Raw genomic sequence first — 13,446 nt, 5'->3', positions numbered from 1 at the left:
GAGAGGCGTAGTAGGCGGATAGGCGCACCACGTCCATGACTTCCTCAAAGGCACTGAGTCGGTTCTTTCCCGATTCTTGTTGAATGATGTTGAGAATACGGGCTTCCTCATCGAGCACCAGCCGGGCAAACCGGGCGATGATCCGGGCGCGCTCGCGCGGGGCGACGCGGGACCATGCGCGCTGGGCAGATCGCGCAGAACGGACGGCGGCATCCACATCCCGCTCCGTTGCTGTTGGGACGGTCCCCACGAGAGTGCCATCGAAGGGGGAGTGGACCTCAAGGGGGTCCCCGTGGCATGAAACCTTCATACTCCCATCATCGCTGGTTGCCATGCGCGGATCAACGGATTTTGGGGGCCATCTGCGCCAGAAACTATGGCGACGTTTAGGCAGCAGGTTGAAGTGGTTGTACCTTCAAGAGTTCAACGCTGTCATTTGCGCAGCCCGTGAACTGATCGGCCTTGACGAATATCGAGGCTTTCTCACCCGGTGGGTAAATGCGGAACCCATCTGCGGCTTGCGGATCGCATTCGTCCTCATCGTAGTTTTGGGCGTTGACCACATCCAATTGTGAATACACAGCTTCTCCCGGAGCGACGGTCAGTTGGGTGACCGCGGCGCCTGAGGAGTCTTGTTCGGCTGCGGCTCCAAGCTGGGTGCCATCGCCGTTCACAACGAATGAGACCCCGGGGTAGCCGCGCGTCTCGCACGCGGTATCGCCCGTGTTTGTCAGGATGAGGGTCGGGTAGGAATGGCCCGCACCGCCTCCGTCACCCTCCCCAAGGCTGGCCTCCAGCTGGTCCGCAGTGCAGAGATTGCCTGGGCCGGTTGGGGCCGGGGCCGTTCCATCGTCAGTGCCGCCTCCCTCGTCACTCGTGGGAGATGGCTCGGAGGATTGCGTTGGAGTCGCGGCCTCGGTTGGCGTTGGGGACGCGCTTGGAGTTGTTTCACTTGTGGTTGGGCTGGGTGTTGGATCAGCTTCTTGAGCTGATGAACAAGCGCTCACCGTACTCACGGATATGAGGGCCAGTGCCACGGTAGCAGCCTGACCCAGCTTCTTGATGTTCATTTTCTGTTGGGTCATGCGGCTACGCTACGCCGGAGAATCCCAAGCGCAATCGCAACGGCACAATTGGCCGGCACTCGCTCAGGTAGCCCCCAGCCTTCCGTTACCAAATCGTGGATCTTCGCGGTGGGCCCACTGGTTCGCCATGACGCAGTAGGCTGGACGTGACGCCGGAAGTGACGCGAAAACAACAGTCGCACGAAATAGCCCACTGAGCGGTTGCGACATAAGCGCGCGGATCTTTCGGTGCCCGGCGGCGGCCCGCCTAGAAAGAGAGTGGGCCACCGCCGATCAAATCATCGCTGGAGTCCTGCCGCATGCCCTGTTTGGAGATTGCTGATGGTCTCCAAGATCTGATTTTGAAGGTTGGGAAATGCTCCCACGATAGGCTCCTCTTTGGTGACGATGCTCGCGAGCCCTCTAAGGGTTCTATCAACGAGAAGACTGGTTTGTCTAACTCCCCATACGTCCAATTCCGCTATAAGATCGTCGCGAGTGATGTCGCGATGGCGGTACACCCCGTTGATTGATAGGGCGAGTTTGCCGTCATTGTTCATGTGAACCTGAGGTACTACATCATATGCCGGAGCAAGCGTAACGTTCCCCTCCTGCGAATGAAGGAGCGCGAGGTTTTTCGTATGCATATCTAGGTTGCCGACAGCAATTGACAGGATGACCATCTGCGCTAACCGGCGCAAGCTCGCGTCTAATGTGTAACGCTTGATCGTTTCAGCCACTCGCTTTAGGCTCACAATTCCGCCAAGCTCTTGATACTTTTCATTACCGTGAGCTCCGAGAATTTGGTTGAAATCCTCTTGGTGAACGCGTCTCCCGCTGTTACGGTCATACCGCTCGACCACCAGCGTTGGGAGTCCATCGAACGATTGAATTTCAGTAGAGAAATCAGCAAGACCTATCCGCCGGCACAAGCGGGCCCCGTACTCCTCATCGAAGATGACAGAACTCAGGTGTCCCTGCAACTGCGGCTTAAGAATATGAGTAGTCGCGTATCCTCCCAGTGCCTGAGCCCATCCGTGGTTCGTTTTCGTGAGAACAATCTTCGGTTGGACCCCGCCGAGAGAAGATTTTCCTGCGTGTTCCTGATTGCCTAGAGGTGACCGAAGGGGGTCTTTCAAGAGCTCGCACACGTCTGATTCCGAGAGGCGGGCGAGGGCCGGAACTCTTGGCTCTGTAGGGTCGTCAACATTCCAAATTTGAAGTGCACCGGCAACGTCTCGCCCGTACCGTGCAAGAAAGCTCGGAACGTCATCTCGGTGCAAAGCGCCTTGAGCGAGCATAAAGTCGAGCTGATCGCCCTCCGGAAGCAACTCCGCGAACCAATTGCGGCGGCGGCGGGCATGATCTCGCCGTGGCGTGTGCGAAAGTGGGATGGACACGGACAGTATCGAGCTGTTTGAACCGAAACGCTCAATTCCTTCAGGAGTAGGCTTAAAGTCGAATGTCCGAGCGTCACCTTCTAGGTTGCCGATGATTTCGCCATAGAGTTCAACAGCGAGTTTCATCCTTGTCCTCCCACGTAGCAGTGAATTCAACGCCCGTCAGTTGCGCCATCTGTAGAAGCCGCCGCAAATGAATGGTGGACTTACCACTTTCCAGTTCACTGATAGCGCTCTGAGATACGTCAAGTTGTTCGGCTAACTCAGTCTGAGACAGACCGCGGGCCATCCGAGCTTGTTGTACGGCAAGTCCAAAATCGGCTGGAACTCGAAGTGTCGCCTTACGCGTTACCATTACTCACCTCCTCATATCGGAATTTCAGGATACACGATAGGTATCGGGATTTTTAGATAGGAGTTGATGTCTGATTGTTCTGATGCTCGGGTTCTTGCCGGTTGAAGTGGTTAAGAAGATGGCGCGGTAAACGCGCTATCTAGCGCATTTGAGGACGTTCTCATTTGTAGGATCAACGCGACCGCTTGTTCAGTTCGTGAAACAGGTACAAGTAAGTGATCGTGATGCAGCCCAGCGATCACATTGCACGAGATCTCCTGTTCAGCAAGGACAGTAGAAACAACGGCTGTTAGCCCCACCGATTCTAGAGCTAAAGAAGCGTTGACGCAGCCGACGTGTGCTGGGCACTATGAAGCTATGAGCGTTGTCCTGATGTCTGTGCACCATCCACGGCCCGATCACCGAGCGGTCATGATCGAATCTATGCAACGATTTGGTGCAGCCATGGCGGGTAATGACGGGTTCGTATCATCCCAGATACTGACTGATTCACGCAGCGATGCACTCGTGGGAATTGCTACTTTCGAATCGCGCGAAGCCTATGATGCGCTAATCCCGCTAGCTCGTGCCGCAATCAAGGACGACCCGTTCGAAATCTGGCTGGTCGAACCCATTGAGACCATGCTTCTGACAGCTGTTTGACAGAATATGTCCACAACCAAACTCTGCCTCCACTGAAAGGACTCACATGCCCACGACATTCGGAGGAAAGACGGTCGCCCAGTGGCAGGCCGATGACGCCATCATCGATAAGCTGCTTGCCCTCCAAGAAGTCACCTGGTTCAATCCCGCCGCAAGTTCCGTGGCTGAGGCTCTCCCTGATGTGGGCCTGACAGCCGCAGATATCGTTGACGCCACCCAGCGGCTGCGCCGCTTTGCACCGTACCTCGAGGAGGCGTTTCCCGAGACTCGCGCGACGGCAGGAATACTGGAGTCCCCGCTGGTGGGGATCCCGGGTGCGTTGGACGAGATAGCTGCCCGGTACAACACGCCCGTGACGGGACACTTGTGGGCGAAGTTGGACAGCGAGCTTCCGATCTCCGGATCGATTAAAGCCCGCGGCGGTATCTACGAGGTGCTGAAGCACGCCGAGGATCTTGCCATCGAGGAAGGAATGCTCACCTACGAGGACGATTATCGCGTCCTTGCTACCCCGCGGTTCAGAGAGCTGTTCGGCGGGCACAAGCTCGCGGTGGGTTCCACGGGGAATCTGGGTCTTTCCATTGGCATCATGGGCGCGAAGCTCGGGTTCAGGACCTCCGTCCACATGTCGTCGGACGCCCGCCAATGGAAGAAGGACATGCTGCGCGCCCGCGGCGTGAACGTGGTGGAGTATGCCTCAGATTACTCGGTGGCCATCGCGGCCGGACGCGAGGAGTCCGCATCGGATCCCATGGCCTACTTCGTGGATGATGAAAACTCGCCGAATCTGTTTCTCGGTTACGCAGTTGCCGGTCACAGGCTTGCCGGGCAGCTTCAGGCGCTGGACCTGCCGGTGGATCGGGACCATCCACTCTTCGTGTACCTGCCCTGCGGCGTGGGTGGGGGACCGGGAGGCGTCGCATTCGGCCTCAAAGTCGCGTTTGGGGACGCGGTCCACCCCATTTTCGCCGAACCAACTCACGCTCCGTGTATGTTGTTAGGGGTGAAAACGGGCTTGCACGATGCGGTGTCGGTCCAAGATTTCGGGATTGACAACGTCACCGCCGCCGACGGTTTGGCCGTTGGCCGCCCGTCTGGGTTCGTGGGGCGGCGCATGGAGCGTTTGATTGACGGGTATTACACGATCGACGACGACGAACTTTACCGGCTCATCGCCCTCCTCCATCAAACTGAAGGTATTGACGTTGAACCGTCCGCTGCCGCGAGTTTGGTTGGTGCGGTGCGCGTGACTGGAGCGTCAGGCTACCTTGATCGTCTGGGCTTGACCGAGAAAACAATGGCCAATGCCAACCACATCGCGTGGTGCACCGGCGGTTCGATGGTTCCGAAGGGCGAAATGGAAGCCTACATTACGAAGGGCGCAGAACTGGATATCGATTAGTGAATGCGCAGGTCCCTGCGGGCGAAGGTCCAAACTGAGAGGGCGAGCAGGGCCGCCGCGGCAACGGATAAGGCAGCGATAGCTGTGAGGTCGGGATCTTGCATCGGTAGTTTCCCCACTAGATACAACGGGGAAAGGTTCCGAGACCATTCAGGTAGCCTCAGTGTTTCGTCAAGGAAACCTACGACCGTTATCCACGCGACAAGCGCCCACGCTAGCGGTGTCAATCGTGGCGCAATTGATCGGCAGGCGCCAGCAAATCCCGCCACGAATAGGACGGGTGCGGTGTAACCGAGCCCGACAGCCAACGAACGCGCCAACGCCCCGGAATCATCAGTCGCAATCCATGTGGCTACTCCAAGAGTGAGTGCCCCGAGCATGAGGATCACGATCGCGGCAGCAGCAACGACTACCCACCAAGCGATCCATAAGCGGGTTCGAGATATGCGGGTTGCTAGAAGAGCTCCGAGCCTGTCGGCTGATTCTTCAGCGGATAGCCGGGCTGTTCCCTGAACGCACATTGAGGTTGACGCCAGCGCCACAACCACCACAGCCATCGTCATGACCAGATCAGAGCCGCGTTCGAGGCCCAACGCCTGCAGCAACATCGGGTTCTCATCGATGAGACGTCCCATTTCGCGGGTCAAGATTCCAAAAGCACCAGCCCATACGATGGACAACACACCCCACGAGAATGCCGGTGCACGGTTCAAGCGCCACGCGATCCCAATTGGTGTTCCGAGGAACCGGTTTCCATACTCGGGTCCTGACGCGGGCGTGAGCACACCGGCGCCGAGATCACGGTGGCGGACGATCGTCGTGGCTACAGCGAACAGTCCAAGCGAGCCCAGCGCAAATGCGGCCAATGGCCAGACCTGTGGGCCATCGAAGGCACGAATCTCAGGAAACCAGCCGAGTGGACTGAGCCATGTCAGCTGCCAGTCCATGCCATCCACACAGGCACGGACAAGAAATGCCCCAGTAGTGACGGCGAGTCCGGTCAGGTAGGCAGTGCGGGTTGATTGGCACAATTGCCCGAGAACAAGGCCGATAGATCCGAAGAAGGTCATGAGAAGTGTGATGCCAGCGGCATACCAGACGGACCCGCTGGCGGGAGCGCCCGCTGCAATCATTGCACCGCAGGTGAGAACCCCGGTACCCAGTGACGTGATGGCTAGCAGCCCTGCCCCGCTCCATAGAGGAGCCAACCGAGGAACACGGCTCGCGGTGAGCAATTCGGTCCGCCCAGCTTCTTCCTCACGTCGCGTGTGCCGAATCGCCGTGTATAGGCCAAGTATTGGGATGAGAAGTTGCCCCATGAATCCAATTTCGAAGGCGGCGATGCCGCCTAGCGTTGTGAGTCCGTATCCGCGCCCGTTGAAGGCTACCGATGCTGGTGATTGACCCACAGTGCTCGCATATAGCATGCGTTCAGAGGCTGTGGGGTACAAGGCGTCGATCGAGGCGGTGACGGCAAAGACTAGCCCGGCGCACAGAAGGATGATCCCCACCATACTCACCCAGCTGGTGCGGAGTCCGAGGCGTGTTAGCTGACCGATCACAGCTTCTCCTCCGTCGCGGTGGAGCTTTCAGTTTGCGATTCCTGATAGTGCTCGAGGAATAGCTGTTCGAGGCTTGGAGGGTTCACCACGAGATCAGATGGAGAGGTTTCGGATATTAACCGTACGGCCTCCGGCATAGCTGCGTGAGTTGCCATGAGCTTCGTACGAACGCCGCGTGCCCTGTGATCGAATTCGAGCTCCGTCACGCCAGGGAGGTTGTGAAGCCCGCTGGCCCGGTGCGGTGCGACTGCTTCAATTCTTGTCAATGTACCTGAGCGAAGCTCTTCCAGCGTTCCTGCGGATACGGTGCGGCCGCCGCGGATGATGGTGATGCGGTCGCATAGCGCCTCTACTTCGCTGAGAATATGGCTACTCAGCAAGACCGTGCGTCCTTCGTGGTTCAGTTCCTCAATCACCTGTTGGAAAATGGCTTCCATCAGGGGGTCCAGGCCGGACGTGGGTTCGTCCAGAATATAGAGTTCGGCGTCGCAGGATAGAGCGGCGATCAGGGCCACCTTTTGCCTGTTGCCTTTGGAGTATGTCCGGGCCTTCTTTGTAGGCTCCAGTTCGAAGCGCTCAATGAGTTCGTCCCGACGTTTGGCGTTCATGCTCCCTTGGAATCTGCCGAGCACATCAATGCACTCCCCTCCTGATAACCCCGGCCATAACGAGGTGTCTCCGGGTACATAAGCCAAGCGGGCGTGGATCTCAACGGAGTCTTTCCATGGATGTAGGCCGAAAACATCCGCTGTTCCAGAATCGAGCCTCAGCTGGCCTAAGAGGGCTCGGATGGTGGTGGACTTGCCTGCCCCATTGGGGCCCAGAAAGCCGTGCACCTCGCCATTCTGTACGGTCAGATCAAGCTGGTCGAGTGCCCGAAAGGCTCCGAATGTTTTCACTAAGGATCGGGCTTGGATCGGAAAAGGTGGCAGTGACTGTCTCATAATCAAAACTCTAGCACAGGAACTGGCAGTGACTGCCAGCCGAGTAATCTCGGCGCAGTTGATCGCCTTCAGGATAGAGTTGCTACGTGAAAACCGGGGATATGGATGCACCGCCCATTCAAGGGTTGCGTGAACGCAAGAAGTTCAAGACGATGCGGCATGTGCAAGCGATTGCCATGGAGCTGTTCCTCAACGATGGCTTCGATAACGTCACCGTGGAGCAGGTAGCCGAAGCATCCGGGGTTTCTCCACGTACTGTGTACCGATACTTCTCCACCAAAGAAGGGCTCGTGCTGCGCGACGAATACGATGACCAAGTGGTTGCCGCCCTCACACACTTCTTGCGCGAAGGTTTGTCTCCTTTAGATGCCGCTGACGCCGTCCTCGAATTCGTGGAGGATGACCATTTTGTGACTGATGAGCCGGAAACGAGGGAGCGCATCCGGTTGTTCTTAGGCAATTCGTCTCTACGGTCTGCCGGCTACCTCAGAGTAGACGAGGTGGCCGACGAACTGGCGGCCACGATGGTAGAGGTGACCGGCGTTTCTCTCATACGCGCACGAGTTACCACTAGCGCTCTCTGCTGGGCACTCATCGGCGCCATCAAGACGTGGCACGAATCTGCCACCGGTCCATTATTGCCCTATATTAAGGAAGCGCTGGCCACCATGAGAGGGCTCACCGACGTGTGAGGTTGGACTATGCGTACCGCAGCTCGGCAAGTAACTTTCCGTTCCACGCCTGAGCCGTGATCTCATCTTCGCGTACCGCATGCACATCGCCGCCCGTTTTCAGGATCTGTACGGCAAGCTGGGACAGAAGATCGTCCTCGCCCTCCGTGATCTCACCGGTCGATTCATCCAACGTGCCAGTCGCTCGCGTATCGATGTTGTAATAGAGCACGCGGACGGCTCCAGCCACTGCAGCGCGGGCAACATCAGAGACTTCACTGACTGCAAGCCCAGCCGAGCTCTTGTTACCAATGGCCTCAGCGCGCTCGGATAGCGCGGCGGAGGTAAGGGCCCCAAGACGCTCGCGGATTGCCGAATCGATCTGATCGGGTCGGAGATTATCCGGCGATCCATTGACGTGGACGATCTTCCACGGAAGGTCCTGATCCTTGATCATGGCGGCGAGAGAATCGGAAGCAAACAAGAAAAGAGGCTGATCGGCGCTTTGGTCACGTACGTTGAGTTCGCTGCGCACGGCATCGGCAACCGTCTTGGCGTACTGCTCAAGGAACACATTCTGCCCCTCATCGCCCACAAGCCTGCGCGGTGCGCGCTGGCCGCGGATGATTGCACGATTGGCTGATTCGTCAGCATTCTCAGGATACTCGCCGGTCAACGGCAGTTCGCTAGCCCTCGTGTTCTCAGTCGCCTGCCAGAGATTCCAGCCATTACCTGAGATGGTGAGTGCAAAGGCTAGTTGGGGCGTTGTGACAGCTCGGACAAGCTGGCTGATGTCGAACCGGCCACCGATCGTCGTACGGGATTCGAGTACGTTCGGGAGAACGTACTCTTCCGAATGGTCCGGGGAGATAAAGATGACGAGGGAGTTCGAGAGATTTCCCCACAGTTCACCGTCATCGGCAACGGCGTTCCATTGGCTGCGGACCTGCTCCTGTACGGGTTCAGATACTCCCTTGTGACGCAGTGCTCGTATCGCCGAATCCACGTTGCTCTTAGCCTGTGTGTTCGCTACTTCGCGGCCGTCAACTCCCGGGCTCGTGGGGATATACATGCTTAGAGCGTTTTCATGCGGTTCGCCTAACCGAACGAGATCCTCGATAGTGGGTAGCTTGTAGTTGATCACGATCATTCACCTACTTCGTCGGATGTGCGACGCTGTGGCCAGCGCCACTTTCCCTAGTCTAACGAAGGAGTTGGCTACCCGCGGCGTACCGGGAGCTTTCACGCGGGGAGTGAAATCGTCCAACAGTCAGCTGAGCATCGGATTGCTCGCGGGCTGGGCCTGATCGTCCTGCTTTGTGACGTCTGCGGATTCTTCGCGCAGGGGAGTTGACCCGGGCCAGTACTTTTCACCGGTTTCTTCCACCCTGCGTTCTGCACGGCGCATCGGTCCGAAATCGCATTTTGCGAGGACGACGACGGGAACTGACACAACAGTGAGAATGGCATACATCTGGAAGGGAATGGCCTGCACAAAAACATCGAACTCGGATTCTTCGATGCCACGGCGGCTGAACTCATCAGCGATCCTCAGTGGAAGTGACGTGTAACACGCGGCAAGAATATCGGAGGTTCTTGATGCGCATGCTGCGACCTCAGTGGTGGTCACGCACCATTTACGCAGCTTCACCACAGTGTGAAACTCGCCGAATCTCATGTTACGGAATGCCAATCTGAATCGTAACTTTCCGGAAACCCGTCGGTGACGTGGATCTTCTTAGGGTGACTGTGCCGGAGATCGGAGGTCACGCCCTCCGCCCGGCGTTGGCGTTCCCTACTGGAGAGGCATAAGAGCATGAGTGTGAAAACGGAACCTGAGTTCCAAGAAAAACCAGCGGTGGACGAAACATCCGAAGAATTCATGTTGGAGCGCGTGCCGCGAAACGCACGCCGGACATGGTGGTCACAGTTCGTCATTTGGACTGGTTTTGGCTACGTACCCACAGGCCTGATCGTGGGCGGCCAATTGGCCGGCGCGGACGGAAGCGGCGGCATGCCGTTCGGGCAAGCCCTCCTGACAATCGTTCTTGGCCAAGGGCTGCTTGTTGTCCTGACCTATGCGTTGGGAATTGCGGCTATGAAGACGGGCCTTAACCTGTCCCTCGTTTCGCGATTCTCATACGGAATCAAGGGAATGGTACTCCCCATGATCATCATGGGACTGCTCACTCTTGGATGGTTCGCCTCCATGGTGGGCATGGTGGGCGAGATCTTCGAGATCGCATTTGGAAGCCCATCAGGAATCATCTTGCTCAACGGATTGAGCTTGGAATTCGTTCTATTCGCGATTGTCTGGGGAGCGATCTTCACGTGGAGCGCATGGAAGGGAATCGTGGCGCTTGAGCGTGTTTCCGCACCAGCTGCCCCGTTCGTGCTGGTGGTAGCCGTAGTTGCTGCCGTCATGATGATTTCCGAGTTCGGCGGAGTTGGCAACGTACTGGATGAAGCCGCGAACCGCGAGGGAATGACGATCGGGACCGGCGTGACTCTCATTATCGGCGCATGGATCGCCGGTGTGATTATGGGAGTTGATATCTTCCGCTTCGCCAAGAAATCCACACATGTGCTGGTAGGAGCGGGCGCATGTTTCATCTTGACCAACCCTCTGCTCAACCTTGTTGGATACACCGGAGCGATCTCCACCGGTAGCCCGAACTTCATCATCTGGATGACAACCAAGGGATGGCTCTTCACCCTGCTGGGTGTGCTCCTGTGGGTGGTGGCACTGTGGACCACCAACATGTCCGAGTTGTACTGCAACGCCCTGTACGTAGGCCCCGCAGCCCACCAGTTGGGGTGGAAGGCGCCACGGCAAACCCTCGTGATCGCTGTTGGCGTCATTGGAACGATCATCGGTGCATTCGGCTTCTACCAATACTTCTTTGCCGATTTCATCACGATCCTGGGCGCAGCATTCGTGCCATTGGCTGGGCCGATCTTGGCTGACTTCTACGTGGTGAGGCGCCGCGAATACGACACGGCGCACGTGGATGATCTGCCCGCGGTTCGCTGGCCCGGGATCATCTCCTTCCTCGTCGGCGCAGTTCTGGGCGTTGTGTTCCAGTACTGGCTGCCGCTGCCGCTCGATTTCCCAGCGGGAATCGGCGCGCTGATCGTGACGTTCGTGCTGCACATTGTGCTCTCGAAGGCGATGGCAAACCGCCCCGAGATGAAGATTATCGAATCTGCGGACGCCGGAATCCGCTGAGCGTTGAGCGTACGTGAGGCTCCGTCGTCGTCAAAAACCCGATCCGAAAGGACCAACCATGCCTGATCCCACCCAAGTAGCCAAGAACCACTGGTTCCGAAACGATGACATTCCGGGCGTGCCCGGGCCCGCCCGTGAGATTGAGGGCTACGGTGAACTCCCGCCCGCGATCGAATGGGAGGGCGGGGCGAAGGTTGCCATCAACATCGTCATTAACTACGAAGAGGGTTCTGAGCTCACGTATGCCATGGGCGACGGCTCCAACGATGGGATGTACGAGCTGCCATTTGACGTGGAGGGCCAGCGTGATCTGGCGAAGGAATCCATGTACGAATATGGTTCCCGTGCCGGAATCTGGCGCCTGTTCCGCACGTTCGATCGCTTCGACATCCCGATCACAGTCTTCGGTGCCGCTGTGGCGCTCGAACGCAATCCCAAGGTGGCGGAAAAGATCATCGCTCGCGGCGATGAACTGGTGGGCCATGGCTACCGGTGGATTGACCACTACAACTATTCGCGTGAGGAGGAGAAAGAGCTCATCGAGCTGGCGATGGAAACGTTCGCCACGCTGGGCCTGACACCGAAGGGTTGGTACTGCCGCGAGATGTCCGTCAATACCCGTGAGCTCCTCGTGGAGGACGGGCGCTTCCTCTACGATTCGGACTATTACGGGGATGATCTGCCGTACTGGACGTTCATTAGCGGCACGTCGCATCTGGTGGTTCCCTACTCTCTGGCAGTTAACGATTGCCGCTACATCATGGGAACCGGATTCGGCGGCCCCACCGATTTCGTGGACGTCACGAAGCGATCTGTTCAACAGCTTCTGGAGGATGCTAAGGCAGACGGCCGTTCGCGGATGATGTCCATCGGCATTCACCCGCGCATCACCGGTAACCCGGCGCGCACCCACGGCCTTGCCGAGTTCATTGAGTGGGCGCAGGGACAGGATGGCGTGGTGTTCCTTCGCCGCAGCGACATTGCCGAACAATTCATCGCACAGGTGCCGCGCCCTGCAAGTCCGGATGACCGGCTGAATCGATAGGAGTGAGCGTGCCCCAGATGACTCATGAGGAGCTGATCGCGCGGGACGCGGCGGCGATCGCCGGCGTGGAGAAGCTGCGATTCTTTCCCGCAACCATGGCCACAGGTGCTCGCGCGCACCTGACCGATGTGAACGGGCGGGACTACGTTGATCTGACTGCCACGTGGACGGCCGCCGGACTGGGGTACGGGCACAGGCGGGTGGCTCAGGCCGTTGCTGAGGCGATGGCCGGCCAGCCCGGCTCTGGGCTCTCCATCATGCACGAGAACGCGGTACTACTGGCCGAACGGCTGCTGGAGCTGGTACCCGAACGCGTTGAATCCGGTACCGGTGAGGCGGTAGAACGGCGCGTCTACCTTGGGCATGCTGGCTCGGACGCCTGTGATGTGGCATTGCGATGCGCGCGTGCGGCCACCGGGAAGCGGCGAGTGGTTGCCTTCCAGCACTCCTATCACGGGGGCTTCGGCTTGGCCCAGTCCGTTTCCGGCGTGCTGGTGGAGGGCGGGGCGGTGCCGGATCCTGACGCGGTGTTCGTCCCATATCCGAACCCGTTCCGTCCTCACGCGGGCACTATCGAAGAATCAGTTGACGATGCGTTGGCGCAAGTGAGCACTGCCCTAGACGGTGGGGACGTGGCCGTTGTTGCGGTGGAACCCATCCTGTCCGACGGCGGGTTCGTGGTGCCTCCCGCGGGCTTCCTGCGGCGGCTTGCGGATCTCGTTCAGGGCTACGGCGTGCTGCTCATGGTGGACGAGGTCAAGATGGGACTGGCGCGGCCAGGGCTTATGCACACCTACCAACATGAGGGAATCACACCGGACATCGTGTGCTTTGGAAAATCCCTTGGGGGAGGCCTGCCCATTGGGGCAGCGGTTGGTCCAGCATGGGTTCTGAACGAGCCTCCTGCTTCGGCACTCTTGACCATGGCCGGCAACTCCATTTGTACGGCAGCGGCGCTCGCGGTACTGGATGAACTTGTGGAGGGTGATTATCCGGGGCGGACTGCGCAGCTGGGCCAGCATTTCATGAGTGGGTTGAGAGGGTTGCAGGAAGGTGGCGGTGTCCAGAACGGGCGAAGCGGCGGATACATTGGGGATGTGCGCGGACACGGCCTGTGTATTGGGCTGGAGCT

14 protein-coding genes and 1 pseudogene are annotated in these 13,446 nt (G+C 58.3%); 6 read left to right on the top strand and 9 right to left on the bottom strand.

Going from position 1 to position 13,446, the window contains the following annotated elements; all coding sequences use genetic code 11:
• The 5 genes and pseudogenes from ACTHV6_RS10945 to ACTHV6_RS10925 form a co-directional block, all read right to left on the bottom strand.
• Window positions 1-310, bottom strand: a 310-nt coding sequence (locus ACTHV6_RS10945; protein ID WP_441387580.1) for an aldehyde dehydrogenase family protein, incomplete at its 3' end; no start/stop codon positions are given.
• Window positions 311-386: 76 nt separating this feature from the next.
• Window positions 387-1,085 (bottom strand): DUF4232 domain-containing protein, encoded by a 699-nt coding sequence (locus ACTHV6_RS10940; RefSeq protein ID WP_441387578.1) that lies wholly within the window; start codon window positions 1,083-1,085, stop codon window positions 387-389.
• A 278-nt stretch (window positions 1,086-1,363) separates the two neighbouring features.
• Entirely contained in the window at window positions 1,364-2,590 is a 1,227-nt protein-coding gene (locus ACTHV6_RS10935; RefSeq protein WP_441387576.1) for a type II toxin-antitoxin system HipA family toxin, read from the bottom strand.
• Complete coding sequence (locus ACTHV6_RS10930) at window positions 2,574-2,819, bottom strand: helix-turn-helix domain-containing protein (protein ID WP_441387575.1); 246 nt, start codon at window positions 2,817-2,819, stop codon at window positions 2,574-2,576. The genes ACTHV6_RS10935 and ACTHV6_RS10930 overlap by 17 nt, the downstream gene beginning before the upstream one ends.
• A gap of 110 nt (window positions 2,820-2,929) precedes the next feature.
• A pseudogene (locus ACTHV6_RS10925) lies at window positions 2,930-3,133 on the bottom strand (ACT domain-containing protein); the annotation flags it as partial.
• A 43-nt stretch (window positions 3,134-3,176) separates the two neighbouring features.
• Between ACTHV6_RS10925 and ACTHV6_RS10920 the strand changes: the two are divergent.
• Both ACTHV6_RS10920 and ACTHV6_RS10915 read left to right on the top strand, forming a co-directional pair.
• Window positions 3,177-3,461: a hypothetical protein gene (locus ACTHV6_RS10920; protein WP_441387573.1), complete on the top strand. Its 285-nt coding sequence runs from the start codon at window positions 3,177-3,179 to the stop codon at window positions 3,459-3,461.
• A gap of 46 nt (window positions 3,462-3,507) precedes the next feature.
• Window positions 3,508-4,863, top strand: coding sequence for a D-serine ammonia-lyase (locus ACTHV6_RS10915; RefSeq protein ID WP_441387572.1), 1,356 nt, complete (start codon window positions 3,508-3,510; stop codon window positions 4,861-4,863).
• Here the strand turns inward: ACTHV6_RS10915 and ACTHV6_RS10910 are convergent.
• Window positions 4,860-6,425 carry an ABC transporter permease gene (locus ACTHV6_RS10910; RefSeq protein ID WP_441387571.1) on the bottom strand — a complete coding sequence of 522 codons (1,566 nt, stop codon included), beginning with the start codon at window positions 6,423-6,425 and terminating at the stop codon, window positions 4,860-4,862. The genes ACTHV6_RS10915 and ACTHV6_RS10910 overlap by 4 nt on opposite strands.
• Window positions 6,422-7,369, bottom strand: coding sequence for an ABC transporter ATP-binding protein (locus ACTHV6_RS10905; RefSeq protein ID WP_441387570.1), 948 nt, complete (start codon window positions 7,367-7,369; stop codon window positions 6,422-6,424). The genes ACTHV6_RS10910 and ACTHV6_RS10905 overlap by 4 nt, the downstream gene beginning before the upstream one ends.
• Window positions 7,370-7,455: 86 nt before the next feature.
• Here ACTHV6_RS10905 and ACTHV6_RS10900 point away from each other — a divergent pair, with 86 nt between their 5' ends.
• A complete protein-coding gene (locus tag ACTHV6_RS10900; RefSeq protein WP_441387569.1) occupies window positions 7,456-8,061 on the top strand; it encodes a TetR family transcriptional regulator in 606 nt (201 codons plus the stop codon).
• 7 nt (window positions 8,062-8,068) lie between these two features.
• On the opposite strand, the gene ACTHV6_RS10895 is transcribed toward ACTHV6_RS10900, so the two are convergent.
• Together ACTHV6_RS10895 and ACTHV6_RS10890 are read right to left on the bottom strand one after the other, a co-directional pair.
• Window positions 8,069-9,184 carry a baeRF11 domain-containing protein gene (locus tag ACTHV6_RS10895; protein ID WP_441387568.1) on the bottom strand — a complete coding sequence of 372 codons (1,116 nt, stop codon included), beginning with the start codon at window positions 9,182-9,184 and terminating at the stop codon, window positions 8,069-8,071.
• A 126-nt stretch (window positions 9,185-9,310) separates the two neighbouring features.
• Window positions 9,311-9,670 carry a Na+/H+ antiporter NhaC family protein gene (locus tag ACTHV6_RS10890; RefSeq protein ID WP_441387567.1) on the bottom strand — a complete coding sequence of 120 codons (360 nt, stop codon included), beginning with the start codon at window positions 9,668-9,670 and terminating at the stop codon, window positions 9,311-9,313.
• A 186-nt stretch (window positions 9,671-9,856) separates the two neighbouring features.
• On the opposite strand from ACTHV6_RS10890, the gene ACTHV6_RS10885 reads away from it, so the two are divergent.
• The 3 genes from ACTHV6_RS10885 to ACTHV6_RS10875 form a co-directional block, all read left to right on the top strand.
• Window positions 9,857-11,269 carry a purine-cytosine permease family protein gene (locus ACTHV6_RS10885; RefSeq protein ID WP_441387565.1) on the top strand — a complete coding sequence of 471 codons (1,413 nt, stop codon included), beginning with the start codon at window positions 9,857-9,859 and terminating at the stop codon, window positions 11,267-11,269.
• 58 nt (window positions 11,270-11,327) lie between these two features.
• Window positions 11,328-12,314 (top strand): polysaccharide deacetylase family protein, encoded by a 987-nt coding sequence (locus tag ACTHV6_RS10880; RefSeq protein ID WP_441387563.1) that lies wholly within the window; start codon window positions 11,328-11,330, stop codon window positions 12,312-12,314.
• Window positions 12,315-12,331: 17 nt separating this feature from the next.
• Window positions 12,332-13,446, top strand: a 1,115-nt coding sequence (locus ACTHV6_RS10875; RefSeq protein ID WP_441387582.1) for an aspartate aminotransferase family protein, incomplete at its 3' end; no start/stop codon positions are given.

Origin of the sequence: Ancrocorticia sp., from assembly GCF_052089425.1 — a bacterium.
Taxonomy (GTDB): Bacteria; Actinomycetota; Actinomycetes; order Actinomycetales; family Actinomycetaceae; genus Ancrocorticia.
The sequence above is the reverse complement of the archived record's forward strand: the minus strand, read 5'-3'. Positions and strand labels throughout refer to the sequence as shown.